Source organism: Mycobacteriales bacterium (genome assembly GCA_035995165.1).
Lineage (GTDB): Bacteria > Actinomycetota > Actinomycetes > Mycobacteriales > CADCTP01 > CADCTP01.
In genome coordinates this window covers 1-25495 of sequence record DASYKU010000122.1, presented here as the reverse complement: position 1 = coordinate 25495, position 25495 = coordinate 1, and the positions used below count along the sequence as shown (strand labels likewise).

Below are 25495 nucleotides of genomic sequence, written 5' to 3'. Positions count from 1 at the left end.
CGGGAACGGGAGACTGTGCTCATGGAGCTCGGCCTGGTCGTCCACCCGCGCAAGCCCGTCGCCGGCTCGGTCCGGGTGATCACCGACTTCGCCGCCCGGTACGGCGTGACCGTGGTCGCCCGGCAGGCCGACGCCGACCGGGTCGGCCCCGGCGTGACGCTGGTGCCGGCCGACGGGTTCGCCGAGCGGGTCGAGGCGGTGGTCGCGCTGGGCGGCGACGGCACCATGCTCGGCGCGATGCGGCTGGTGGTCGGGCGGCCGACCCCGGTGCTCGGCGTCAACCACGGCAACGTCGGCTTCCTGGTCGAGATCACCCCGGACGAGCTGCCGGACGCGCTGGACCGGCTGGTCGCCGACCGCTTCACGCTGGAGCCGCACAGCTGTCTCGACCTGGGGCTGGGCGACGCCGACGTCGCGTTCAACGACGTGGTGGTGACCGCGGCGCAGCCCTGGACGTCGGTCAGCCTGGACCTGCTCGTCAACGACTCCGCACACGGCTACTACCGCGGCGACGGGGTGATCGCGTGCACGCCGACGGGATCCACGGCCTACAACTACGCGGCCGGCGGTCCGGTCGTCTCGCCGTCGGCGCCCTCGATCACGCTGACCCCGGTCGCCCCGATGGCCGGCGTGAGCCGGCCGGTCGTGCTCGGCGGCTCGGACGTGGTGACGTTGCGCGGCGGCGACGAGGAGCTGCGGTACGTCGTGGACGGCGCCGTCACCGGCACGCTCGCCCCGCACGCGGAGCTGACCCTGCGGCTGCGACCGGACGCGGTCAACGTGGTCCGCCTCGACGCCGACTCGCACGCCCGCCGCAGCCGGGTCAAGCTCAGCCTGCTGGACCTGCCGCTCAAGCCGGACCAGCTGCTGGAGCTGATCCCGAGCCGGCTGCGCGACCAGCTCCGGACCGCCCGGGACCCCGGCCTGGCCGACGACCACCGCGCGGTCGAATGATCGGGATCGACGTGCCGCTGGTCCGGGCGCTGGTGGCGGCGCAGTTCCCGCAGTGGGCCGATCTGGAGGTCCGGCCGGTCGGGATGAGCGGCTGGGACAACCGCACGTTCCGGCTCGGGCCGTCGATGACGGTCCGCCTCCCCAGCGCGGCCGGGTACGTCCCCGCGGTGGAGAAGGAGCAGCGCTGGCTGCCGTACCTCGCTCCGCGGCTGCCGCTGCCGATCCCGGTCCCGCTCGGGCTCGGCCGGCCCGGGTCCGGCTACCCGTTCCCGTGGTCGGTGTACGGCTGGCTCGACGGTGACCCCACCACGCCGGACCGGATCGACGACCCGGTCGGCTTCGCCCGCGCGCTGGCCGGCTTCCTGGTCACGCTGCGCGGGATCGACGCGAACGGCGGCCCGATCGCGGGCGAGCACAGCTTCTGGCGCGGCGGCCCGCTCGCCTCGTACGACGAGGAGACGCGGCGGGCGATCGTGACGCTGGGCGTCGGCGACACCGCCACCGCGATGTGGGCGGAGGCGCTCGGGTCGGCCTGGACCCGGCCGCCGGTGTGGTTCCACGGGGACATCGCCCCCGGCAACCTGCTGCTCCGGGACGGCCGGCTGGCCGCCGTGATCGACTTCGGCACGTCCGGGGTCGGCGATCCGGCCTGCGACCTGGTCATCGCCTGGACCCTGCTGTCCGGTCCGGCCCGGGACGCGTACCGCGAGGCCGTCGGCCTGGACGAGGACACCTGGGCCCGGGCCCGCGGCTGGGCCCTCTGGAAGGCCCTGATCACCGCCGACTCCCGGGTCCTGGCGATTCTCGGCGTTCAGCGGTAGGCGTCCGCCGCGGCCTGGATCTCCGCCACGAACGCGGCCCACCCGGCCTCGTCCCGCTCGTTCCCGCCCCGCCCGTCGAGCGTCTCCCGCAGGATGTCCGCGTGCCCGGCGTGCTGCGCGGTCTCCGCCACCACCCGGCAGAGCAGGTGCCCGAACGTCGTGTGCCGCCTCTCCGGCGCCCACCACTCCACGACCGCCGGGTGGTCCAGCGGCAGTTCCTCGATCGCCCGGTCCGCGTACGCCCAGACCTCCCGGTAGAGCGCCACGATCCCGTCCCGGGACTGCCCGGCCGCGGCCCACATGTCGCCGCCCGCCCAGACCGAACCGTCGTCGTACCAGGGCAGGGAGACCGGCATCGGCCGGCCGGCGCACGCACCGAGGTAGCCGGCCTCGATCCCGGCCAGGTGCTTGACCAGGCCGAGCAGGTTGGTGCCGGTCGGCGTGAGCGGCCTCCGGGCGTCGTACTCGCTCAGGCCGTCGAGGGCGCGCAGCAGCGAGTCTCGGGACTGCTGCAGGTAGTGCCGCAGGTCGCTGCCGATCATGGCGCGGACCCTAGCGACACCCTCCGACAGAACAGGTGAGGCCGGCTGCCGGCGCGCCCCGGGCCCGGGGCGCACACGTCCTGGACGGCCGCCTGGCGGCGGGGCTGCCGCATCCGCGACCGGAGGCTCCCGGCCCCACCGCGGCCGGCCGCAGCAGCCCGGCCGCCTCCGGTGACAGCGTCCGCAGCCGCCGACACCGTCCACAAGCGACACTGGAAGATCCTCGGTGCCTCGGCCAGCACCCCGAGGAACGATCTGGTCGGCCTCGTCGGCCTTGCCGACCCCGACCCCGACCCGCCACCCGGTCCGCGACGCCGGCTCGGCCGCCGCGCGAAACAGGGCGGCCTTCGCGGTGATCAGCACGATCGCACCCTGACCGGTCCGGACGACCTGACGCAGCACCGAGACGACCGCGGCCAACTCCTCCGACCGCCGCCGCAGCACGACTCCGCTCATCCCCGCCCTTCGACCCCGCCCCGGCAACGGTGACCGGACCGCCGTCCCGTCCACCGCCCTCACCTCGGCGCCCGGCGACGGCCGGGATCCGGACGAGGAGATCTGGCCCGGAGTCGGTATTCACTCGACCGGGTGTCTCAGTGCTGTCAACATTGACTCTGTGCGCAGAGACGATCACAAGCTCCCGACCGGGACCGTTGTGTTCGTCTTCACCGACATCGAGGGCTCGACCCGGCTGCTGCGAACGCTCGGCGACTCGTACGCCGGGGTGCTGGAGCGGCATCGCGCCCTCCTCCGGGAGGCCTGGCTCGAGTACGGCGGCCACGAGGTCGACTGCTTCGGCGACTCGTTCTTCATCGCTTTCTGGTCGGTGGCCGACGCGGTGGCGGCCTGCACCGCTGCCCAGCGCGCGCTGGCCGCCGAGCCCTGGCCGGCAGGCGCGGACGTCCGGGTCCGGATGGGCGTGCACGCCGGGCTGGCCAGCCCGCTCGGGTCCCGGTATGTCGCGGTCGCCGTCCACCAGGCCGCCCGGATCGCCGACGTGGCCCACGGCGGGCAGGTCGTGCTGTCCCAGCAGGCGGTCGACGATCTCGGCGCCGCCGGCCCGATCCCGCTGGGCAGCTTCCGGATCCGGAACTTCGACCGGCCGGTCCGGCTCTTCGAGCTGCCGCACCCGGGCCGGTTCCCGGCCGTCCGGGCGCTGCCGGCCGACGGGCACAACCTCGCCGTTCCGGCCACCGCGCTGATCGACCGGAACCGCGAGGTGGCCGAGCTCGAGACCGCGCTGGCCGAGAACCGGCTGGTCACCGTGCTCGGCACCGGTGGCGTCGGAAAGACGCGCCTGGCCACCGAGGTGAGCATCCGGCTCGCGGCCGGACTGGGCGACGGCGCCTGGCTGGCCGACTGCGCCCCGCTGGAGGAGCCGGCCATGCTGCCCGGGCTCGTCGCCGCCGCACTCGGCATCCCCGGCGGCCCGACGGTCGGATCGCGAGACGTGGCGGCCGCGTTGCGGACCCGGCAGCTGCTGTTGGTGCTCGACAGCTGCGAACGGCACGTCGCCGCGGTGTCCGACCTCGTCGTGACCGTGCTGGCCGAGTGCCCTCAGGTGCGAATCCTCTGCACCAGCCGGGAGCCGCTGCATCTTCCGGAGGAGTCGCTGCGACGGCTGCACCCGCTGTCGACCGCGCAGGGAGCCGGATCCGGTGCCGCCCGCCTGTTCGTCGAGCGGGCCCGCGCGGTCCGGCCCGGCTTCCGCCCCGAGGGCGCCGTCGCCACCGTGGTGGCCGCACTCTGCCGCCGGCTGGACGGGCTGCCGCTGGCACTGGAGATCGCGGCCGCCCGGATGACCGTCCTCGAACCGGACGAGATCCTGGCGGGGCTGGACCGGCAGTCCCGGATGCTGCGGACCTCCGACCGCACCCGGCCGCCCCGGCACCGGGGGCTGGAAACCCTGCTGGACTGGAGCGTACGGATGCTGAGCGCGGCCGAGGCGGCCGCGTTCCGACGGCTGGCGCTGCTCGCGGCCGGCTTCGACCTCGACACCGCGGTGGCCGCGGTCGCCGCCGACGACGTCGACCGGGACCTCGTGCCGGAGCTGGTGTGGTCGCTGGTGGACAAGTCGCTGCTGCTCGCGGATCCCGCCGCCGGTGGAACCCGGTACCGGTCGATGGAGACCGTCCGGGCGTACGCGGGCGAGCTGCTGGCCGAGCACGGCGAGACCCTGGCCTGTGCCGCCCGGCTCGCCCGTCACTACGTCGACCGCTTCGGGGGCGTGCACACCGGGCGGCCCTGGGTGCACGCGGTCTCGGCCGAGCTGGACAACCTGCGCGCGGTGGTCTGGGCCGCTACCGGCGGGACGGAGGACGTACAGGAACGGGCCCAGCAGGTCGCCGCGACGATCGCCCGGCACCACGACGCCGTCCAGTCCTTCCACGCCGGGATCGGCGAGGTGGGCCGGCTCGCCGCCGCGCTGCCGGCGCGGACCTCGGCCCGGGTCGGGCTGCTGAGTCTGCTCGGCCTGTTGTACGTCCGGTCCGGGGACCTCGCGGCGGCGGAGACCGAAGCGCGGGAGGCCGCGGAGTTGCGGGCCGAGACCGGCGCGCCCGACTGGGACGAGGTCGGGGTGGAGAAGGTCCTCGGCGAGGTCGCGATCCGGCGCGGCGAGGCCGGGCGCTCGGTCGCGATCGCCGAGACCGCTCTGCGGGGCCGGCTCACTGCGCGGGGGCGGGCCCGGATGAGCAACCTGCTCGGCCTCGCCCTCGCCACCGAGGGCGCGGACGAGCAGGCCGAACGGGCGTTCCAGGACGAGCTGCGGGCCGCGTCCGAGCTGGACGACGAGCTGCTGCTGGTCCAGGCCCACGGCAACCTGGCCGAGATGGCGCTGCGGCTCGGCACGCCGGTGGTCGCGGCCCGGCATCAGCGGGCCTGTCTGGAGCTGGCCGCCGCGCTCGGCCAGACCGGCATGGTCGCGTTCAGCCTGCTGGCCACCGCCCGGCTGGCCGCCGATGCCGACGGTGACTGGGAGACCGCGATCCGGCTCACCGCCAAGGCCGAGCAGCTGTTGTCGGAGAGCGGGATGACGCCGTACGACGCCGACGTCCGCCTCGCCGAGGACGTCCTGGTCGCGGCCCGGACCCGGCTCGGGCCGGCCGGCTACGCGACCCAACTGGTGGCCGGGCGGTCGCTGACCATCGAGGCCGCGATCGCCGCCGCCGCGGAGCAGCTCCTCCGCGATACCCGGGTGCCGGCCGGCACCCGGAACTGACCGTCCGAAGTGGAGCCACGCCGATGTCGGATCCTGTGGAGCCTCCCGAACCGTCCGTGCTGAGGCCGTTCCAGACGTGGGAGGACCGTGTCGCCTACTCGACCGACGGCCACTTCGCCTACGTCCCGCACCGCATCCTCGTCCGCGACGCCGTACCCGGCAGCGAGACCCTCACGCGCCTGAACAATTTCGTCGACGACGAGCTGATCGGGCTCGACACGGCGAGCGCCGTCGAGGAGGCCGTCGGCTACGGCGTCATCGAGGTCACCTCGGACACCGACATACCGGAGTTGGTCGACGCGCTGATCGCCGCGGACTTCGACGCCCAGCCCGACCATGTCCTGTTCGCCGACGCGCTTCCGGCCAGCCGCCTCTACGGGGACTCCCTGTCGGGTGACCCGCTCTGGGGCAACGGTCTCGCGGGAGACCCGCTCTGGGGTAACCCGCTCGCCGGGAATCCCCTGTGGGGCAATCCCTATCTCGAGGGGCTCCTGCACGGGAACCTCTTCGCAGAGTTGGTGGCGTTGGACTACCCGCTGCCCACGCCGTCGCTCGCCGGACCGCACGGGCGTGAGTACGCGCGATCGGGCCGGGGCCGCAGCGGCGCCCGCCCGGTCGACTACCACTGGGACGGTCAGCTCAAGAACCGCGTCGGCGGCAACGCGGTTGTGACCATCCTGGACGTTCCGCTGCCCTCCGGTCCGTTGCCGCAGATCCTCGACAACACGATGGCGCCACTCCCCGGGCTGGGCGTTGCCGGTGTTCCGGCGCCGGGCGACCCGGACCGGGACGTCGACGGCTTCCTCGACCGGGTGGCCGGGCATGGCCTGTTCATCGCCGGGGTCGTCGCGCAGACGTATCCGGCCTGCCAGGCGAGGGTCATCGACGCGATGAGCAATCTCGGTGACGTCCCGGAATCGGAGGTGGCGAAACAGATCTCGGCGCTCGCCGGCGAGACCGAGATCCTGAGCCTGTCCTTCAGCGGCTACGCGATGCACCACATGGGCTGCCTGGCCAAGGCAGTCCGCCGCTTCCAGCACGGACCACGACGAAGCGAGCACCCGCGGCTGACCGGCGGTGGGGTCGTCGTCTGCTCGGCCGGCAACGACGGTTCCTGGGTCGCGCCCTATCCCGCGGCCCTACCCCGGGTGATCAGCGTGGCCGCCCTGGGGCCTGACGGGCCGGCGCCCTTCACCAACCGCGGCCCCTGGGTCCGGGCCTGCGCGGCCGGCGTCGACGTGGAGAGCACGTTCTTCAACTGGGCCAACGGGACGGAGCCGCGGAATCCGGTCGAGGATCCGGACCTGTTCACCGGGCGGGCGAGGTGGAGCGGTACGTCGTTCGCGACCCCACTGGTGGCGGCGCGACTGGCCAAGCTGGTGGTGAACGAGGGGCTCGCGCCGAAGGAGGCGGTGCCGGTGCTGCTCTCCGCGCCGGGGCTGGCCGGGCTGCCCTGGCTGGGGACGATCGTCACGGCCTGAGCGGGAGCCCGGCCCGCCGGGCCAGCCCGTCGGCGTCGGTGACCCGGAGCCGGCCACGCTCGACGACGATCAGCCCGGCTGCCTCGGCCGACCGCAGGATATGGTTCGCGGTCGGCCGGGTCGTGCCGGACATCTCCGCGACGATCTCCTGGGTGAGGGGGATGGGCGCCCCGGACGCCCGTCCCCCGTAGATGTCGGCCAGCTCCAGCAGCCGCCGCAGCACCCGCTTCTCCACCGGCAGGTAGAGCGCCTCCAGCAGCCGCGAGTCCTGCCGACGGACGTAGCCGGCGAGCAGGTCGACGAGGAACCGGTCGACCTGCGGGTACGTCCGGCGCAGCCGGGCGAAGTCGTCCCGGACCAGCACCCGTGTCTCCACCGGATCCAGCGCCGTCGCCGTGGCGGAGCGTTCCAGCCCGTCGGTCAGCAGCGACATCTCCCCGAACGTCGCCCCGGGCCCGAGCACGGCCAGGATCGCGATGTCGCCCATCGGCGTGGTCGTGGCGATGCTGATGTGCCCGGAGACCAGCAGGTGCAGGCCGTTGGCCGGGTCGCCGGCGTGGAAGAGCACCTCGTTGCGCCGGAAACGCCGGCTCCGGGTCGCGCGCAGCACGCCGCGACGCAGGTCCTCGTCCGTACCGGCGAGGAAGGGGAACTCCACCGCCCCAGTCTGACCGCCCAGGCACCTCGCGAACAGCACGGAAGTGTCCGCGCGAGCACACTCCGTGCGTCACCCGCCGCACGGTCCGGAAGCCGGATCGGCCGCAGGCTCCGGGCATGCTTCAGACCACCCTGCGCGCTCGCCGCCACGGCTCGGCCCTCGCCGCGGTGCTGCTGACGCTGCTGACCGTTGTTGCCGGTGCGGGCAGCGCCTCGGCGGCACCGTCCAGTGTGGACGCTGATGCTCATCTGTTCCTGGATCCGGACACCTCGACGATCGTCGTCGGTGCGGTCCGCCACTACCGCGCTTACCTGGTCGTCGGGGACCGACCGGGACCGGAGGTCACGCCCTCGACCACGTTCGACATCGAGTCGCCGGGCGGCTGCGTGGTCGCTGCCTGCACGGCCGACAAGGCCGGCGCCTACCACGTCGCCGCGCATGCCCCGGATCCGCGCGGGACCGGGAAACAGCTGACCGGTGAGGCGAGCCTCGAGGTCACCGACCAGCGCCCGGCCGCAATCGTCCTCGACCCGCCCCGGGCCGGCGTCGCCATCCGGGCGGTGCAGACCTACCGGGTCCTCGCGGTCCCGGACGCGTCCGCCAAGGCCGTCGACCTCGGCGACGTCACCGCCGCTGCCGGCGAGCTGCGCATCCATCCCGGCGGGTCGTGTCGCGAGGCCGACTGCTCCGCTGACCTCCCGGGCGAGTACACGGTCACCGCAGCCGTCGATCGCTGGGATCTGACCGCCGAGCCGGTCACGCTGGAGGTCGTCGACACGCCGATCGCCGGCCTGCGGCTCGGGCCCGACGACGCCCGCGTGGTCGCCGGTACGCGGCAGCCGTACACGGTCATCGGACTGGATGCGGACGGCGGCGAGCTCGGCGACGTGACCGGGTTGGTCCAGCTCCGGCCCGAAGCCCTGTGCAATGCCGACGGTTGCCTGTCGATGGTGCCCGGCAGGTACCCGATCACGGCCGAGCTGCCCGGCGACCCGCCCCTGATCGTGAGCAAGCCGGTGACGCTCACCGTGGTGGCCGGCGATCCGGCCTCGATCACGCTCAGCCCGGAGTTCGTGAGCGTGGGGATCGGCGTCGAGGTCGAGTACCAGGTCCAGGGCTTCGACCGGGATGAGCGTCCGCTGGGCGATCTCACCAACGCGGAGGTCTCGATCGACGGCGGCACGGTGTGCCCGCGGCGGGTCTGCTCGCGGCGCGAGGCCGGCGACTACACCGTCACGGCCTCCCTGCCCGGGACGACAGTGACGCCGGCGACCGCACAGCTGCACGTCTATCCGGATCCGATCGAGTCGATCGAGATCAGCCCGGACGACGCGACGATCCAGCTCGGGGCGACCCAGCCGTACACAGCCATGGGCTACGGCCCGCAACGCCGACCGCTCGGCGAGATGACCGCGAAGACCGAGTTCACGATGGAGCCGCCCGGGCCGTGTGAGGACGCGCGCTGCACGCCGCAAGAGCCCGGGGATCACCAGGTCATCGGACGGCTGGCCGGGACCGAGAGCACGGATTCGGTCACCCTGCACGTGCTGGCGCCGCCGGAGGACCCGTCCGATCCCGGCGGGACGACCTCCCCACCGACGCCGCCCACCCCGACCCCGTCCACGACGACGCCACCCACCACACACCCGTCAACCACACGTCGGAGCGCGACCCCGACGCCTGCACCCACCGCACACTCGACAACGCCTCCCACGACACCCCCCACCACACCCCCGACGCCGTCTCTCACCACGCCTCCGACCACGCCTTCCACCACACCTCCGACCACGCCCCCGACCACATCCCCGACGCCGCCGCCGTTCCCGCTACCGCCGAGCCCGCCGCCGGTGCCGGGTCTGCAACCCGGTCCACGACCGCCCGCCGAGCCGACCGTCGAACGTATCGAGCTGACGCCGTCCTCGGTGACGGTCGGCGTCGGTGCGGGACAGCGCTTCACCGTGCACGCCTACGACCGCACCGGTACGGACCTCGGCGACGTCACCGCGAGGACCGTGTTCTCGATGGCCCCGGACGGTTCCTGCCCCGCGGCCCTCTGCTCGACGGTCCGCGGCGGCCCGCACGAGGTCGTCGCGGTCCATGCCGGCCGGCGCGCACAGTCGCATGTGGACGTTCGACCCCGGGCGGAGATCGCCGCGCTGGTGCTCGACCCCGGTGAGGCGACCATCTCGGTCGGCGCCGAGCAGGCGTACGAGGTCCGGGCCGTCGACGCTCACAATGCCGACCTCGGCGACGTGACCGACCAGGTCGCGCTCTCGGTCGGCGCTCCCGGCCGGTGCGACGACCGCTGCAGCGCCGACCGGCCGGCCGATCTCCAGGTCGCCGCGACGCTGTCCGGCGTCAACGGCCGGTCGACCCTGCACGTCGTGCCCGAGGAGCCGACCGCGCTGATGGTGGACCCGGCCGCTCCCGCGGTCGCCGCCGGCACACGGCAGCCGTTCCAGGTCCGTGGCCTGGACGCGAACGGCAACGACCTCGGCGACGTGACCGTGCGGGCGACGTTCACGCTGCGACCGGAGAACAGCGGCACCTGCACCGACGCGGTCTGCGTGGCCCGGATCCCGGGCGACCACACCGTCTCCGTGAGCCTGGCCCGCCGGCAGGGCGCCCCGCTCGTCGCGACCGTGCCTTTCCGGGTGGTCGCAGCCGACCCGGCGGCGAGCCGGCTGCCGTGGCTGCTCATCGTCGTCGGCGCGGGCCTGCTGCTGGCCGGCGGCACGACCCTGGTCCGCATCCCGAGCCCGCCCGGTCACCCGGATCTCCGGACGCCGGCCGGGGAGCCGATCCGGATCGCCGGCCGCCCGGCCGCGACCGAGGCGGAGGTCGGCTCGACCGGCCCCGCCGACTGGACCGTACGGATCCGGCCGCAGCCGGACCCGGCGCCGACGTTCGGAGAGGAGCCCTTCGATGGCCGCGACAGCCGTTGACGAGCGGTTCACCGCATGGTCGTTCCTGTACGGCGACAACCGCGACGCGATCACCGACCTCGCCGGCGCGATCGACGAGCACGGCGTCCTCGGCCCGGCCGGCGGCGCCGCCCGCGAACTGGCCCGCTCCAGCGGCGGTGCCGTCCGGGCCGAGCTCGCCCGCTCCGTCCAGGGCCTGCTCGACCTCGACCTGGGTCAGCTGCTGCTGACCGGCTGGCGCAAGTGGACGGTGCTCACCGCGGCCGCCCGCCGCACTCGCGACCAGCCCGGCACGTCCGAGGTCGTCAGCCTGGCCGAGCACACGGTGACCGTGCGCCAGCAGCCCTCGGTCGACCTGCTGGTCCGGGAGATGCGGCTGGCCACCCTGCACGTCGAGCTGACGGTCGAGTTCACCGTCCGCGGGCTGGCCGCGACCGTACGCGGCGGCCGGCTGGTCGCGCTCACCGGCGGATCGTGCACGGTCAAGGCCACCCTCGCTCTGGAGGAGCGGAAGGTGGCCGAGCGGAAGGGTGAGATCCGTCCTCCCCTGCTGGTGCACGTCGGCGCCGGAATCCCCCTGCTCCGCGCGTCCGACGGCAGCCCCGCTGAGCCACCGCCGACCAAGACCGACCCGGCACCGCAACCCGAACCGGCAGCGGAGACCGGGCCAGTCGTACAGGTCGAGCCGGCGCCGCCAGTCGAGCCGGCGGTACGGATCGAGCCGGCCGCGGCGCTCGATGCGGGCCTGGTGATCCACCTCCCGCCGCGGCGGCGGGGGATCAGTCGATCGCCTCGATGATGCGGATCTCGCGGTCGACGCCGCCGTCGAGCGCGCGCAACGCTTCCTGGTAGGCAGCGCTGTGGTACGCCGCCACCGCCTCGTCCACGCTGCCGAACTCGATCAGCGTGGTCCGCTCGGTCGTCCCGCGCTCGAACGCCGCCGCCGGCACGCCCCGGGCCAGGAACCGGCCACCGGCCGCCTCCATCGCCGGCCCGGCCAGCGCGACGTACGCGTCCAGCTTGGCCTGGTCGTGGATCGCGATGACCATGTTGATCCAGTACGCCTTCGCCACGATCTCCTCCTCATAGCCCGCACAGCTCACCCGCGGCAGCCGCGGATACCTCACCAGCTCCGGCCGGGTGCAGCGCACATACACCGTCCCCCGCCGCGTCTCATTCCACCGCGCGAACCGGCACGACCCACACAACCCCGGCTCGACCGACACGCCCCGACCGTACGACCCGGCATTCGGCGTTCCTCCAGCCGGCACCCGGCATGGCGACCGCCGTGCGGCGGAACGCGTCGACTTCTGAGCGGCCGGCTCGGCCCTCGGTTCAGCCGGAGGCGGGTTCGGCCTTGGCGGGGCGGGCGAGCACGCCGGCCTCGCGCAGCTGGTCGATGCTCACCGGGGTCGGGGCGCCCGTCAGCGGATCCCCACCGGAGGCCGTCTTCGGGAAGGCGATCACCTCGCGGATCGAGTCCACGCCGGCCAGCAGCGCGCAGAGCCGGTCCCAGCCGAGCGCGATGCCGCCGTGCGGCGGCGGCCCGTACTGGAAGGCCTCCAGCAGGAAGCCGAACTTCCCCTCGGCCTCGTCCTTGCTCAACCCGATCCGGTCGAAGACGCGCTGCTGCAGGTCGGCCCGGTGGATACGGATCGACCCGCCGCCGAGCTCGACGCCGTTGACGACGATGTCGTACGCCTGGGCCAGCGCGTGCTCCGGCTCGGTGTCGAAGCGATCGGCCCACTCCGGGGAGGGTGCGGTGAACGGGTGGTGCACGGCGGTCCAGCCGGTCTGCCGGCCGTCGTCGTCGCGTACCGGCTCGAACATGGGGAAATCGACCACCCAGACGAACTCCCAGCGCGACTCGTCGATGAGCCCGCACCGGCGGCCGATCTCCTGCCGGGTCGCGCCGAGCAGCGCCCGCGCGTCGGCCGGCTCACCCGCGGCGAAGAACACCGCGTCGCCGTTGCCCGCCCCGGCCGCCTCGGCCAGCCCGGCGAGATGCTCGGGCGAGAGGTTGCGCACGATCGGCCCGCGCGCCTCGCCGGTCTCCGCGTCGAAGGCCGCGTACGCCAGCCCGCGGGCGCCGCGGGAACGCGCCCATTCCTGCCAGGCGTCGAACTCCCGCCGCGACTGGGACGCACCGCCCGGCATCACGACGGCGCCGACGTACGGCGCCTGGAAGACCCGGAACTCGGTGCCGGCGAAGTAGCCGGTCAGCTCGGTCAGCTCGACGCCGAAGCGCAGGTCCGGCCGGTCCGAGCCGTACCGGGCCAGCGCCTCTCCGTACGGCATCCGCCGCACCGGCCGGGGCAGGTCGAAGCCGGCCAGCTCGGACCAGATCCGCGCCACCACCTCTTCGGTGAGCTCGACGATGTCCTCGACGTCCACGAACGACATCTCGACGTCGAGCTGCGTGAACTCCGGCTGCCGGTCGGCGCGCAGGTCCTCGTCCCGGAAACAGCGGGCGAGCTGGTAGTAGCGCTCCATGCCCGCGACCATGAGCAGCTGCTTGAACAGCTGCGGGGACTGGGGCAGCGCGTACCAGTTGCCGGGCTGCAGCCGCACCGGGACCAGGAAGTCGCGCGCCCCCTCCGGCGTCGACCGGGTCAGGTCCGGCGTCTCCACCTCGACGAACCGGCGATCCGCGAGCACCTCCCGGGCGAGCCGGCTGGCTTCCGAGCGCATCCGCAGCGCCGCCGACGGCCCCGACCGGCGCAGGTCGAGATAGCGCCACTTGAGCCGCGCCTCCTCGCCGACCTCGCCGGCGCCCCCGCGCGCGTCGTCGATCGGGAACGGCAGCGGCGCCGCCTCGCTGAGCACCTCGAGCCGGGTCGCGGTCACCTCGACCTCGCCGGTCGGCAGCTCCGGATTGGTGTTGCCCTCCGGCCGCCGCCCCACCGTGCCGGTGATCGCGACACAGAACTCGGCCCGCAGCTGGTGCGCCACGGCCGCCATCTCGCCCTCGCGGAAGACGACCTGCGCCACCCCGGACGCGTCCCGGAGATCGACGAAGATCACCCCGCCGTGGTCCCGCCGCCGGGCCACCCACCCGGCCAACGTGACAGTCTCCCCGGCCATCCCGGCCCGAAGCGTCCCCGCCTCATGCGTGCGGATCACGGCTGCATCTCCTCAGTACGGCGCGCAAGCACCGCTCCACCCTACGGTCCGAGCCCATTTCCGGCGGGGCTGGGGGAGTATGACGCGGTGTCCATCGGTCCTCGTCGCCGCAGGACGGTGCTGCTGGCACCGTTCCTCGCCGGTTTGGTGGCGTGCGGCGCGAACACCACGACAGGACGCGGGAGCCCGGACCCGGCCCAACTCCCGGCCCAGGCCTCCGGCCTCCCCGTACCGGGCGAGACCGCCCCGTCGGCTGCGCCCTCGCCCTCCGTGGTCCCCACCACGAAGCCGCCGGCCGCCCGCCCGTGCCCGGTCGCCGCGACCCTCCCGGATGGCCGGAACGCGGTGCTCGTCGCCGGCTACGAGACGAAGCGCTTCCGCGTCTACTACTGCCGCACCACCACCGGCGCGCTCTACTACCACGGCGCCAGCAAGGCCGCCGCCACCCAGACGGTCACCATCCCGGCCACCCCGATCCCCGGCGGCTACGAAGCGCACCGCACGGTCGACGGCCACACCTTCGTCTACCGGGTAGCCGCCAACACTCTCACCGTCCTGCGAGACGGCAGGACAATCCTCACCGACCCGGTCCTGCACCACCTCTTCACCCGGTCCGGCGACCTGAACCACCTCGGCCGGATCGGCCTGGTCATCGGGCCGGCAACTGCCCCCTGAGCCGGCGCAGCGCGGCCGCGGGCGCCCCGGCCCGGGACCAGGCGTCGACCAGCGCACCGAAGACGGGGGCCACGTCCAGCACGCAGACCCGGGCCCGCGGCGCGACCGCGGTGACCCGGGTGCCGATCCGGTCCAGCACCGCGCCGTCGCCGGCCTGCAGGGTGCCGCCGCCCAGGACCACCTCGACGTCGGTCCGGGCCAGGCGCAGCCGCCGGATCAGCGTGGTCGCCATCACCGCGACCTCATCCGCGAACCCGGCCACGATCCCGGCCGCGACCCCGTCGGACCCGGCCGCGGCGAACACGGCCGGGGCGAGCAGGTGCAGGTCGTCGTACCGGAGGGCGCCGGAGTGCACGGCCACCGCGATCTCCCGCGGTCGCCGCATCCCCAGCCTCACCGGCAGCGTGGCGGTCAGCGCGGTCGCCGGTCCCCGCCCGTCCCAGGCCCGCATCGCGGCGGCCAGCCCCTGCACGCCGATGCTGATCCCGCCGCCGGTGTCGCCGCTGTAGTCGCCGAGCGCCAGGAAGCCGGCGGTACGCCCGGACGGGTGCACGCCGACCGCGTTGATGCCGGCGCCGGACACCACCGCGACGCCCCAGGGCCGCGACGCCCCGGCCCGCAGCACCGCCAGCGTGTCGTTGCACACCACGGTCTCCGCGGCCAGCCCCATCCGCTCCAGCTCGCGCCGGGCGATCCGGAGCTCGACCGGGAGGTCGACGTTGGCCAGGTAGTACGCCGCGCAGCGGGCCTGGCCGGCGCCGGCGTCCCGCAGCGTGTCCGCGACCAGCGCGGCCAGCTGCTCGCGCCAGGCCGCCGGGTCGGCCAGCGGCGACACCACCCCGGCACCGCGCCGGCGGGCCAGGACGCGCCCCGAGGTGGACGCGGCCACCACGTCCGTCTTGGAGTTGCCCCCGTCGATGCCGAGGACGACGTCAGGCAAGGGAGAACCTCGGCAGGAGAGCGCGGTTCGCCTCCAGCAGCGCGTCCAGCAGCGGCACCGCGACGTCCCACTGCCGGACCAGCGGGTTGGCCAGCAACGCCCGCAGCGCCACCGCCCGGTCGCCGGTCCGGGCCGCCTCGATGGTGAGGACCTCGTACGCGGTCACCGCCTGGACGAGGCCGAGCAGCTCCGGCGCCAGCGGTGGGACCGCCACCGGGTGGGCGCCGTCCTGGTCGACGGTCGCGGGCACCTCGACCACCGCCTCGTCGGGCAGGCCGGCGATCGTGCCGTCGTTCCGTACGTCCACGTAGTGGTGGGCGCCGTCGCCGGTCAGCAGCGACGTCACCAGGGCCGCGGCCGCCTCGCTGTAGTACGCGCCGCCGCGTTGCTCCAGCAGCGCAGGCTTGGTGTCGAGCGCCGGGTCGGCGTACATCCGCAGCAGCGTGCGCTCGATCTCCAGCACCTCCTCCGCCCGCTGCGGGCCGGTGGCCTGGGCCCGGACCGCGCGGTCGGTGCAGTAGAAGTAGTGCAGGTAGTACGACGGGATCGCGCCCAGGGTGCGCAGCAGCTCGGCCGGGATCTCGGTCTCGGCGGCCAGGTCCGCGGCAGCGGCGCCGGCCAGCAGCTCGGGCAGTCGGTCCACCCCGTCCACCAGCACCCGGCGGATCCAGGACAGGTGGTTGAGGCCGGCGTGGTCGAGCCGGATCCGGTCCGGCTCGACGCCGAAACGTGCGGCCAGCCGGCGCTGGAAGCCGATGGCGACGTTGCAGAGGCCGACCGCCCGGTGCCCGGCGTCGAGCAGCGCGCGGGTGACGATGCCGACGGGATTGGTGAAGTCGACGATCCACGCCCCCGCCCGCGCCCGCTCCGCCACCAGCTCGGCGATGTCGAGCACGACCGGGACGGTCCGCAGCGCCTTGGCGAACCCGCCCGGCCCGGTCGTCTCCTGGCCCAGCAGTCCGAACCGGCCCGGCAGCGTCTCGTCCACCAGCCGGGTGCGCTGGCCGCCCACCCGCAGCTGGACCAGCACCGCGGCGGCACCGTCCACAGCGGACTCGAGCGAGGTCGTGGTGCGGAGCCCGCCGACGCCGTGCCGGTCCAGGATCCGGCGGGCCAGGCCGCCGACGACGTCGAGCCGGTCCGCCGCCACGTCGTGCAGCACCAGCTCGTCCACCGGCAGGACCGCCGCCCGGCGGGCGAACCCCTCGATCAGCTCGGGCGTGTACGTACTCCCGCCCCCGACCACCGCGATCTTCACCCCGGCCCCGCTTCCACCGATGACGCCGGTGACGCCGGTGACGCCATCGCCACGTGGCAGGCGGCCTGGTGCGCGGGCCCGAGCTCCCGCGGCCGCGGCGTCACCCGGCCGCACTCCTCGACCGCCAGCGGGCACCGTTGCCGGAACCGGCAGCCCGGCCGCGGGTCGATCACCTGCGGCGGCTCCCCCCGGTCGGTCTCCGCGCCGACGTCCAGCGGCGCCCGCGGATCGGGCACCGCCGACAGCAACAGCTGCGTGTACGGGTGTTTCGGGTCGGCGAGCACCGTCTCGGTAGGCCCGGACTCGACCACGTGGCCGGCGTACATCACGATCAGCCGGTCGGACACGTAGCGGGCGCTGGCGATGTCGTGGGTGATGTAGAGGAACGAGACGCCCTCCCGCTCCCGCAGCCCCGCCATCAGGTTCAGCAGTCCTATCCGGATGGACACGTCCAACATGGACACCGGCTCGTCGGCGAGGATCAGCTTCGGCCGGTAGGCCAGGGCCTGCGCGAAGCCGATCCGCTGCCGCTGCCCGCCGGACAGCTCGTACGGGTAGCGGTCCAGGACCGTCGCCGCCGGGGTGAGCCCGACCGCGTCGACCACCCGCTCGGCCTCGGCCGCGCGCTGGGCCCGGTCGAGCTCGGGCCGGTGCAGGATCAGGCCGCGCAGGATCCCGTGCGACACCCGGTACGCCGGGTTGAGCGAGCTGAACGGGTCCTGGAACACCATCGGCACGTCGCCGCGGTAGGCCAGGGTCTGCCGCCGGGTCTTCATCGCCGCCAGCGACGTGCCCTGGTAGCGGATCTCCCCCGCGGTCGGCCGGTGCACCTTCGCCAGCAGCCGCGCGATCGTGCTCTTGCCGCTGCCGCTCTCGCCGACCAGGGCGACGATCTCCCGCGGTTCGATGGCCAGGTCCACCTCGTCGACCGCGTGCAGCCGCCGCCGCGACAGCGCGCCACCGACCTTGAAGTGCTTGGTCAGCCCGGTGGCCTCGATCAGCGGCGCGGTCACGGACCGGCCTCCGGTCCATTGTGGACCAGCGCGCGGCCCGGCGCGTGCAGCAGGCACCGGGCCCGGGCCGCGCCCACCGGATACAGCTTCGGCTCGATCCGCTCGCAGTCGGCGAACGCGACCGGGCAGCGGGGCTGGAACCGGCACCCCGGCGGCGGCTGGGCCAGGTCCGGCGGGCTGCCGGGGATGCCGGTCAGCGGCACCCGCGGACCCCGGATCGACGGGAACGCGTCCAGCAGCCCCCGGCTGTACGGGTGGGCCGGGGTGTCGAAGACCGTCCGGGTCGGACCGGACTCCACCACCTCGCCCGCGTACATCACCAGCAGCCGGTCGGAGAAGTGGCTGACCAGCGACATGTCGTGGGTGACGAAGACGACCGCGAAACCCAGCCGTTGCTGGAGTTCCTTGATCTGGACCATGAGCGAGCGCTGGGCGACGACGTCCAGGGCGGAGGTCGGCTCGTCCATGATGACCAGGTCCGGCGTGAACAGCAGCGCCATCGCGATCATCGCCCGCTGCCGCATGCCGCCGGAGAGCTGGTGCGGGTAGCTGCCGAGGTGGACCGGGTCGATGCCGACCAGCCGGAGCACCTCGACCGAGCGCTCGGTGACCTGCCGGGCCGGCAGGTCCGAGTGCGCCGTGAGCGCGTCCTCGAACTGGGCGCCGATCGAGGTGACCGGGTTCAGCGCGTTCATCGCGCTCTGCATGACGACCGAGTAGTCCCGCCAGCGCAGCGCCCGCAGCTGCCGGTCGGTCATGGTGACCAGGTTCTGCCCGCGGAAGACGACGCTGCCGGCGGTGATCGCCGCCGGCGGGCTCAGCAGCTGGGCGATGGCGAACAGCAGGGTGGACTTGCCGCACCCGGACTCGCCGACGACGCCGACGAACTCGCCCTCGGCCACGTCGAGAGCCACGTCCAGGACCGCGGCGACCGGGCCCCGGGCGGTGGCGTACTCGACCCGGAGATCGCGGACCTCAAGCACGGGTACGGCGGGCACGCTGCCTCCTCACCGGACGCAGGGCCGGGTTGCTGATCTCGTCGAAGGCGTAGTTCAGCAGGGCGAAGGACGCGCCGAGCAGGGCGACGCAGAGGCCGGGGGCGATCGACCACTGCGGCAGGCCGGTCTGCAGCGCCTGCTGGCTCTGGGCCCAGTAGAGCATCGTGCCCCAGCTGATCGAGTTGGGGTCGCCGAGCCCGAGGAACTGCAGCCCGGCCGCGGTCAGCACGGAGTAGAGCGCGGCGCCGAGGAAGTTCGCGACGATCAGCGACGTCATCGTCGGCAGCACCTCGACCACGATGATGTACGACCGCCGCTCGCCCCGGACCCGGGCCGCCTCCAGGAAGTCCCGGTTGCGCAGCGACAGCGTCTGCGCCCGCAGCTGGTTCGCCCCGTACGACCAGCCGGTGACGACCAGCACGATCAGGACGACCAGCAGCGTGCCCTTCCCGGCGTACGTGGCCAGGATGATGATCAGCGGGAACGTCGGGATGACCAGGAACACGTTGGTCACCAGCGACAGCACCTCGTCCGCCACCCCGCCGAGGTAGGCCGCCGACACCCCGACCAGTACGGACAGGACGGTCGCGAAGAAGCCGGCCACCAGGGCGATCACGAGCGACTGCCGGGTGCCGTAGACGAGCTGGGCGAAGATGTCCTGGCCGAGCGTGGTGGTGCCGAGCAGGTGCTGCCGGGACGAGCCCAGACCCGGCGCGAACGCCAGCTCGTTCGGGTCCCGGACCGAGGTGAACAGCTGCGGAACCGCGGCCAGCACCGCGAAGACCGCGAAGATCGCCAGCCCCAGCATCGCCTTGCGGCTGCCCCGCAGCGCGGCCCAGATGCCACTGCCGCGGCGCCGGGTCGGCGCCCGTGGGCCGGTCGGCGTGCTGGTGTCCAGCAGCAGCGCGGTCATCGGCGGCTATCCCTTCGCCCGGGCCCGCGGGTCGAGCCACGCCGTCGCGAAGTCGCAGACCAGTACGGACACCAGCACGGCCACGGTGAACAACATGAACAACGCCTGCATGAGCGGGTAGTCGGTGTTCTGCACGGCGTTGTAGAGCAGGTAGCCGAGCCCGGGGTAGTTGAAGACGTACTCGACCAGGATCGCGCCGGAGATCACGAAGCCCAGCGACATCGCGAAGCCGGACAGGTTGGGCAGCATCGCGTTGCGGGCCGCGTACGTGGTCATGATCCGCCGGTTGGACAGGCCCTTGGCCCGTCCCATCCGGACGTAGTCCTCGGCCAGCGTGGTGATCATGTTGTTCCGCATGGTCAGGATCCAGCCGCCGATCGAGGTGATGAGGATCGTGGCCGCCGGCAGCACCGCGTGGGCGAGCACGTTGGCCGCGAACCCGGGCGTCAGCGACGGCTGCAGCCCGCTGTCGTAGTTGAAGTCGCTGGGCAGCAGCCCGCCCGTCCACACCGAGAAGGTCAGGATGAGCAGCAGCCCGACCCAGAAGTACGGCAGGGCCGAGGTGACGACGAAGACCGGCGGCAGCAGGGAGTCGAGCCGGCCGCCGCGCCGCCACCCGGCGACGACGCCGATCAGGGAGCCGAGGGCGAAGGCCAGGACCGTGGTGATCCCGACCAGCCCGAGCGTCCACGGCAGCGCCTGACCGACCACCTTGGTCACCGGCTCGCCGAGGGTGGCGCCGATGGAGATGCCCCACCGCCCGGTGACCATGTTCCGCAGGTAGTCCAGGTACTGCACGAAGAGGTTCTCGTCCGGCTTGAACCCGTACGAGGTGAGCATCTGCTCCAGCGCCGCCGGCGACAGCCTGTTGTGCGTACGGTCGCGCAGCGCCTGCAGCGGGCTGCCCGGCATGAAGCGGGGGATGAAGAAGTTCAGCGTGAGCGCCGCCCACAGGGTGAGCACGAAGAACCCCAGCCGCCGCAGGACGTACCGCACGAGGCCCCGCCTACTTCTGCGCGGACTTCGAGTAGAGGTGCAGCAGGAGCTGCTCCACGTCCGGGACGTTGAACGCGGCCGGCTGCGCGTACGGGTCGCTCTCCGTCGGCCAGCCCGCGATGTCCGCGGTGTTGTACTGGAACCAGTTGACCGACTCGGTGGTCGGGATGATCGGGATGTCCCGCAGCATCGCCGCGCCGACCTTCTTCACGATGTCGACCTGGCCGGCGTCGTCCGCCGCCGGGTACTGGTCGAACAGCGCGTCGACCTCGGGATCGAGGTAGCGGCCGTAGTTGAAGCTGGCCGGCTTGCCGATGGGGGCGGAGTTCTTCGAGTAGAGCATCTGCCGCAGCTCGTAGTACGGCGTCGGGCCACCGGCCTGGCCGTAGTAGGCGAGGTCGAAGTCGCCGTTGTAGAGCCGGTCGTCGAAGGTCTGCTGGGCCAGGTCGGAGACGGTGAGGTCGATGCCGACGGGCTTCAGCTGCTGCTTGACCACCGCCAGCGAGGCGTCCCAGTCGGTGTAGCCGGTGATCGTGATGATCGTCAGCTTCAGCGGGTTGGCCTCGGTGTAGCCGAGACCGGCGAGCAGGCCCTTGGCCTTGTCCGGGTTCGGCTTGTCGTAGCCGGCCGCCGCGACCGCGGCCCGGTCGTAGTACTTCTGGAACGTCGGCACCACGATCCCGGTCTGGTTGGCGGCCGGCTGCTGCCCGCCCTCCCCGATGAGCGCGATCCGCTGCCGGTCGATCGCCAGCGCGATCGCCTGCCGTACCGCGAGCTTGCTGGTGGCCGGGCGGGACGGATCCAGGTTGGGCACGATCCCGACGTTGGTCACCGGCGGCGACCAGGTGTGGTTCTCCTTGGACTTGTTCAGGTAGAGCGCCGCGATGTTCGGGATGAACTGGCTGCCCCACTGGGCCTTCCCCCCGGCGAGGTCGAGGTTCGCCGGGCCATTGTCGAGGTAGGCCGGATACTGCAGCTTGCTCAGGTACGGCTTGCCCGGCTGCCAGTAGCCCGGGTTCGCGACGTACTGGATGTTGTTGGCCGAGCAGGGGTCCACTGTGTACGGTCCCGTGCCCACCGGCTTCGGGTCGGCCCAGGTGTCCGGGTGCTCCGCGGCCGGGCCGGTCGAGAAGACGTGCTTGGGCACGATGCCGACCTGGTTGGCGAAGTTGAAGAAGTACGGCCCGGCGGCCTGACCGAAGGTCAGGGTGACCTTGTCGCCGGCGGCGGTGACGCTCTTCAGTCCGGCACCGGTCCACAGCGAGTAGAGATCCGTCGAGGGGACCCGCTTCATGACGTCGAAGGTGTAGGCGACGTCCTCGGCCGTGAAAGGCTGACCGTCGCTCCACTTCACGCCGCTGCGGACGGTGAAGACGATCGACTTCTTGTCCGCCGCCCACTGGTACGAGGACGCCAGCATCGGCGTCTCCTTCTGGTCCTGCAGCAGGTTGACGTACACCAGCGGCTCGTAGACGAAGCCGAGCGCGACCGAGTTCACCGCGGGGTTGAACGGGTTGAACTGGCAGGTCCAGGTCTGGCCCTGGACGTTGGCGATGGTGAGCGAGCCGCCCTGCTGGTGGCTGGCCTTGTCGGTGCTGCCGGCCTCCTTGGTCCCGGACCCCGTGCCGTTGTCGGTGGTGGTGGTGGTCGTCGACCCGCTGCAGCCGGCCGCGAGCAGGCTCGCCGACACGGCGACCGCAGCCGCGATCATGGTGCGCCTCATCCTGACAGTCCCTTCTCCAGCTGGGTCGTCCCGAGCACATCGCGGGCCGCGGCCGTGCCGAGCGCGAGCGCGCCCATCAACGGCGCGTCGTACGGGAAACGGGCGCGGACCAGCTCCGGCGGGTACGGAACCGCGGCGTCGAGCGCCGCCCGCAGCCCGCCGACGAGCTGGTCCCAGGCCCGCACCATCCCGCCGCCGACCACGATCCGGACCGGGTCGATCGCGATCGCGAGGTTGGCCAGGTGGTACGCCAGCTCCCGGACGAAGTCGGCCAGCAGCCGGGCGATCCCCCGGTCCTGGGCCGCGCCGGCGAACACCGCCGCCGCGCCGGCCAGGTCGGGCCGGAGTCGGGAAGCCCGCCGCAGCAGGGCTTTGCCGCTCACCGCGTCCTCCAGCGGGACACGGGCGGTCACCGGCAGCCCGACGTCCGGCCACCCCCGCAGGTTGTAGCCGATCTCCCCGGCGGCGCCGTGCCGGCCGGCCAGCACCGCGCCGTTGGCGACGATCGCGACCGCCAGCCCGGTGCCGAGGTTGACGTAGATCCCGGGATCGCAGCCGGCCAGCGCGCCCCACTCCAGCTCGGCCCGGGCGGCGGCCTTGACGTCGGTCGCCAGCCTGACCTCGGCCCCGTCGAACGCCTGCCGCAGCTCGGCGCCGAGCCGGATGTCGCCCCAGCCCGGAATGGCCGGGGCGAGGTGGACACCGTCGTCGGACGGGATGCCCAGCGTCGACGCGCCGACCGCGACCAGCCGGTGGCCGGACGCCGCCGTGGCCAGTAACCGGCGGCCGGCCTCGATCCCGCGCTCCAGGCTGGCGAGGGCGCCCGCCTCCGGCCGGGTCTCGATCGTCCCGGACCCCAGCCGCGTCCCGGCGGCGTCACACACCGCCGTGGCGATCTTGGTGCCACCGAAGTCGAATCCCAGCACGGCCGGCGGAGGCATCTGCGACCTCCCGTCCCTGGACGACCTGGTTGTTAGGAAACTAGACTTCCAATTAACCGGGGCGCAAGACCCTGGCTGCCGACCGCTCGTGCCGGCCTGCATCCGTGGAGGTCCGGACGTGACGGTGGCCATCGGGGGTGGCTCGCCCGCGGGCCCGCAGCTGATGCGGGCGATGAACGAGAAGCTCCTGCTCGACCACCTCCGGCACGGGGGCGAGGCGTCCCGGGCCGACCTGGCGCGGATGTCCCGGCTGTCCAAGCCGACGGTGTCGCTGACTCTCGCCAACCTCGAACGGGCCGGGCTGGTCCGCACCACCGGCGTACGTACGGGAGTGCCGGGCCCGGCCGCCCTGCTCTACCAGGTCCGGCCCGAGGCCGGGTTCGTGCTCGCCCTCGACGCCGGCAGCGAGTTCCTCCGCGGCGCCATCGGCGACCTGTCCGGATCGGTCCGGACCCGCTCGGCCCTGCGATCCTCGGCCTCCCGGGGCCAGGACCGGGTCCGGGAGCTGCGGCAGCTGGCCACGTCACTGCTCGCCGACGCCGGCGTACGGGCCGGCGACGTCACCCAGACCGTGCTCGGCAGTCCCGGCGTGTACGACCCGAGCCGGGACGCGCTCGGCCTGGCCGGCTCGCTGCCGGGCTGGGACGAGCCGGCGGTGCTGGCCTCGCTGCGCGCGGCGTTCGGCCCGTCGCTCATGCTGGAGAACGACGTGAACGCCGCGGCGCTGGCCGAGCGGACCCACGGCCACGGCCAGGGCGTCGACAACTTCGCGTTCATCTCGGTCGGCACCGGCATCGGGATGGGGCTGGTGCTCGGTGGCCGGCTGCACCGCGGCGCACATGGCGCGGCCGGCGAGATCGGCTTCCTGCCGTTCGACAGCGGCCACCGCAGCGACGCCCGGGACGCCCGCCGGCGCGGACGGCTGGAGGCGGCGGCGTCCGCGGCCGGCATCGTCCGGGCCGCGCGCCGGCTCGGGATGCGCGGGTCGGTCACCGCCCACCGCGTCTTCGCCGCCGCCGGCGACGGGGACGAGCGCGCCGTGACGGTCGTGGCCGAGGAGGCCGCGCTGGTCGCCAAGGCCGTCGGCGCGGTCATCGCGGTCGCGGACCCGGAGCTGATCGTGCTCGGCGGTGGCGTCGGCCAGGCCGCCGGGTTCCTCGACGCGGTCGCCGCCGAGGTGGCCCGCTTCGCGCCCGTACGGCCGGAGCTGCGGGTGAGCGCGCTCGGCACCCACGCCGTCGTCGACGGCTGCCTTGCCGCCGGCCTCGACCGCGCCTGGGAGACGGTCATGACGACGCTGCTCACCGCCTGAGCCTGGGCAGACTGCCCTCCCCCGGGCGTCGTCCTGCTGGCCGGCCCGGGCGCATCCGGTAGCGACCGCGGACTCGCTCCGGACCGCACACAGGGCTGTGACCTGGCGGTCAGGGCCCTGCGGTCTGTCTCAACCTGACGCGCGCTCGGCAGGACTCGAACCTGCAACCAGCCAGCCGGGCTGCTATGCAGGCGCTGGCGCGGCTGCGGGGCAGGCAAATGCGGACCTGGGCCGCTTCCTCGCCGGCGTCCGGGAGACGCTCCGGCCCCTCCAATGCAGGACAGAGCCGGCCGCGGTCGAAGTCCCAGTGTCCGCGATGCCGGCCAGCCGTTGGGTCGGCGGCGCGGCGGTCGGCCTCGGGAGCGCTGTCAGCCCCGGCCGGCGCGGGCGGCGAGATGGCCGGCGAGGAAGTCGGTCATCCGCAGGGCGAAGGCATGACGGGCCATCGGCTGGCAGTGGTGGCTGGCGCCGTCGGCCCGGGTGAACCGGGCCAGGACCTTGGGGCCGGGCAGGGCGTCGTAGAGCTGCTGCGGCTGGCCGGGGAAGAAGGCCTCGTCCTCGGGATCGGCGACCAGCAGCGGCGTGGTGATCCGGTCCACGACGTCGGCCATCCGGTACCGGTTGACCTCGGTGTAGAGCTCGAACGGGGTGCTGTGCCCGTACGGCTTGGCCCGGAACGCGAACCGCCGCGCCACCGCCGGGTCGGCCTGGGCCATGCCGGTGTCCATGAGCCGGTCGAAGGTCTCGGCATCGCCGGACTCGAAGACCGTGCGCAGCGGCGCGGGCAGGTTGTCCGTCCACGTCAGGCTGACGTCCCAGACGCCGCCGTCGGCGGCGGCCGCGACGAACCGGTGCTCGAAGGCGAGCGCGCGGGGCAGCCAGTAGCCGCCCTGGCTGACCCCGTACGCCAGCAGCCCGGCAGCGTCCACATCGGACCGCTCGACCAGGGTGTCGACGACCGGGGTGAGCGCGGCCTCCCAGTCGGGCCGGAACGGGACGTCGC

21 protein-coding genes are annotated in these 25495 nt (G+C 73.6%); 8 read left to right on the top strand and 13 right to left on the bottom strand.

All coding sequences use genetic code 11. The features are described from left to right. Positions 1-21: 21 nt before the first annotated feature. Together VGP36_20455 and VGP36_20450 are read left to right on the top strand one after the other, a co-directional pair. Positions 22-954, top strand: coding sequence for an NAD(+)/NADH kinase (locus VGP36_20455; protein HEV7657083.1), 933 nt, complete (start codon positions 22-24; stop codon positions 952-954). Continuing rightward, entirely contained in the window at positions 951-1775 is an 825-nt protein-coding gene (locus VGP36_20450; protein HEV7657082.1) for an aminoglycoside phosphotransferase family protein, read from the top strand. The genes VGP36_20455 and VGP36_20450 overlap by 4 nt, the downstream gene beginning before the upstream one ends. On the opposite strand, the gene VGP36_20445 is transcribed toward VGP36_20450, so the two are convergent. Beyond that, a complete protein-coding gene (locus VGP36_20445) occupies positions 1766-2317 on the bottom strand; it encodes a DinB family protein (protein ID HEV7657081.1) in 552 nt (183 codons plus the stop codon). The two genes, VGP36_20450 and VGP36_20445, sit on opposite strands and share 10 nt — an antisense overlap. A 616-nt stretch (positions 2318-2933) precedes the next feature. Between VGP36_20445 and VGP36_20440 the strand changes: the two genes are divergently transcribed. Next, positions 2934-5537 (top strand): adenylate/guanylate cyclase domain-containing protein, encoded by a 2604-nt coding sequence (locus VGP36_20440; protein ID HEV7657080.1) that lies wholly within the window; start codon positions 2934-2936, stop codon positions 5535-5537. 56 nt (positions 5538-5593) lie between these two features. Then, positions 5594-7018: a S8/S53 family peptidase gene (locus VGP36_20435; protein ID HEV7657079.1), complete on the top strand. Its 1425-nt coding sequence runs from the start codon at positions 5594-5596 to the stop codon at positions 7016-7018. Here VGP36_20435 and VGP36_20430 read toward each other — a convergent pair. Further along, the gene (locus VGP36_20430) at positions 7008-7676 is read right to left on the bottom strand and encodes a Crp/Fnr family transcriptional regulator (protein HEV7657078.1); all 669 of its coding nucleotides are present in this window, start codon (positions 7674-7676) and stop codon (positions 7008-7010) included. The two genes, VGP36_20435 and VGP36_20430, sit on opposite strands and share 11 nt — an antisense overlap. A gap of 116 nt (positions 7677-7792) precedes the next feature. On the opposite strand from VGP36_20430, the gene VGP36_20425 reads away from it, so the two are divergent. Together VGP36_20425 and VGP36_20420 are read left to right on the top strand one after the other, a co-directional pair. Continuing rightward, positions 7793-10621, top strand: coding sequence for a hypothetical protein (locus VGP36_20425; protein HEV7657077.1), 2829 nt, complete (start codon positions 7793-7795; stop codon positions 10619-10621). Continuing rightward, positions 10602-11399: a hypothetical protein gene (locus VGP36_20420; GenBank protein HEV7657076.1), complete on the top strand. Its 798-nt coding sequence runs from the start codon at positions 10602-10604 to the stop codon at positions 11397-11399. Before VGP36_20425 ends, VGP36_20420 begins: the two co-directional genes overlap by 20 nt. Here VGP36_20420 and VGP36_20415 read toward each other — a convergent pair. Next, on the bottom strand, positions 11380-11751 hold the full coding sequence (locus VGP36_20415; GenBank protein HEV7657075.1) for a DUF1330 domain-containing protein: 372 nt from the start codon (positions 11749-11751) through the stop codon (positions 11380-11382). The genes VGP36_20420 and VGP36_20415 overlap by 20 nt on opposite strands. A gap of 184 nt (positions 11752-11935) precedes the next feature. Continuing rightward, the gene (gene aspS, locus VGP36_20410) at positions 11936-13723 is read right to left on the bottom strand and encodes an aspartate--tRNA ligase (GenBank protein HEV7657074.1); all 1788 of its coding nucleotides are present in this window, start codon (positions 13721-13723) and stop codon (positions 11936-11938) included. Between the two features lie 87 nt (positions 13724-13810). Here aspS and VGP36_20405 point away from each other — a divergent pair, with 87 nt between their 5' ends. Beyond that, complete coding sequence (locus VGP36_20405) at positions 13811-14398, top strand: hypothetical protein (GenBank protein ID HEV7657073.1); 588 nt, start codon at positions 13811-13813, stop codon at positions 14396-14398. Here the strand turns inward: VGP36_20405 and VGP36_20400 are convergent. Genes VGP36_20400 through VGP36_20365 form a run of 8 tightly spaced genes read right to left on the bottom strand, consistent with a single transcriptional unit; the run spans position 14373 to position 23180 of the window. Next, positions 14373-15338, bottom strand: a complete 966-nt coding sequence (locus VGP36_20400; GenBank protein HEV7657072.1) for a BadF/BadG/BcrA/BcrD ATPase family protein — start codon at positions 15336-15338, stop codon at positions 14373-14375. The genes VGP36_20405 and VGP36_20400 overlap by 26 nt on opposite strands. Continuing rightward, positions 15331-16596: a 6-phospho-beta-glucosidase gene (locus VGP36_20395; GenBank protein ID HEV7657071.1), complete on the bottom strand. Its 1266-nt coding sequence runs from the start codon at positions 16594-16596 to the stop codon at positions 15331-15333. Before VGP36_20395 ends, VGP36_20400 begins: the two co-directional genes overlap by 8 nt. Continuing rightward, on the bottom strand, positions 16593-17609 hold the full coding sequence (locus VGP36_20390) for an ABC transporter ATP-binding protein (GenBank protein ID HEV7657070.1): 1017 nt from the start codon (positions 17607-17609) through the stop codon (positions 16593-16595). The genes VGP36_20395 and VGP36_20390 overlap by 4 nt, the downstream gene beginning before the upstream one ends. Continuing rightward, entirely contained in the window at positions 17606-18607 is a 1002-nt protein-coding gene (locus VGP36_20385) for an ABC transporter ATP-binding protein (protein ID HEV7657069.1), read from the bottom strand. Before VGP36_20385 ends, VGP36_20390 begins: the two co-directional genes overlap by 4 nt. Next, a complete protein-coding gene (locus VGP36_20380; protein HEV7657068.1) occupies positions 18585-19520 on the bottom strand; it encodes an ABC transporter permease in 936 nt (311 codons plus the stop codon). Before VGP36_20380 ends, VGP36_20385 begins: the two co-directional genes overlap by 23 nt. A gap of 6 nt (positions 19521-19526) precedes the next feature. Beyond that, positions 19527-20516: an ABC transporter permease gene (locus VGP36_20375; protein HEV7657067.1), complete on the bottom strand. Its 990-nt coding sequence runs from the start codon at positions 20514-20516 to the stop codon at positions 19527-19529. A gap of 10 nt (positions 20517-20526) precedes the next feature. Further along, the gene (locus VGP36_20370; protein HEV7657066.1) at positions 20527-22239 is read right to left on the bottom strand and encodes an ABC transporter substrate-binding protein; all 1713 of its coding nucleotides are present in this window, start codon (positions 22237-22239) and stop codon (positions 20527-20529) included. Further along, the gene (locus VGP36_20365) at positions 22236-23180 is read right to left on the bottom strand and encodes an ROK family protein (GenBank protein HEV7657065.1); all 945 of its coding nucleotides are present in this window, start codon (positions 23178-23180) and stop codon (positions 22236-22238) included. Before VGP36_20365 ends, VGP36_20370 begins: the two co-directional genes overlap by 4 nt. Positions 23181-23298: 118 nt before the next feature. Here VGP36_20365 and VGP36_20360 point away from each other — a divergent pair, with 118 nt between their 5' ends. Then, positions 23299-24492 (top strand): ROK family protein, encoded by a 1194-nt coding sequence (locus VGP36_20360; protein HEV7657064.1) that lies wholly within the window; start codon positions 23299-23301, stop codon positions 24490-24492. A gap of 368 nt (positions 24493-24860) precedes the next feature. On the opposite strand, the gene VGP36_20355 is transcribed toward VGP36_20360, so the two are convergent. After that, positions 24861-25495 (bottom strand): prolyl oligopeptidase family serine peptidase (locus VGP36_20355; GenBank protein ID HEV7657063.1); only part of this gene is annotated, 635 nt, incomplete at its 5' end.

Excerpts from the sequence above, each read along its gene's own strand:
- VGP36_20380 (HEV7657068.1), bottom strand. The coding sequence starts at position 19,520 with ATGACCGCGCTGCTGCTGGACACCAGCACGCCGACCGGCCCACGGGCG.
- VGP36_20365 (HEV7657065.1), bottom strand. The coding sequence starts at position 23,180 with ATGCCTCCGCCGGCCGTGCTGGGATTCGACTTCGGTGGCACCAAGATC.
- VGP36_20455 (HEV7657083.1), top strand. The coding sequence starts at position 22 with ATGGAGCTCGGCCTGGTCGTCCACCCGCGCAAGCCCGTCGCCGGCTCG.
- VGP36_20425 (HEV7657077.1), top strand. The coding sequence starts at position 7,793 with ATGCTTCAGACCACCCTGCGCGCTCGCCGCCACGGCTCGGCCCTCGCC.
- VGP36_20420 (HEV7657076.1), top strand. The coding sequence starts at position 10,602 with ATGGCCGCGACAGCCGTTGACGAGCGGTTCACCGCATGGTCGTTCCTG.
- VGP36_20450 (HEV7657082.1), top strand. The coding sequence starts at position 951 with ATGATCGGGATCGACGTGCCGCTGGTCCGGGCGCTGGTGGCGGCGCAG.
- VGP36_20370 (HEV7657066.1), bottom strand. The coding sequence starts at position 22,239 with ATGAGGCGCACCATGATCGCGGCTGCGGTCGCCGTGTCGGCGAGCCTG.
- VGP36_20445 (HEV7657081.1), bottom strand. The coding sequence starts at position 2,317 with ATGATCGGCAGCGACCTGCGGCACTACCTGCAGCAGTCCCGAGACTCG.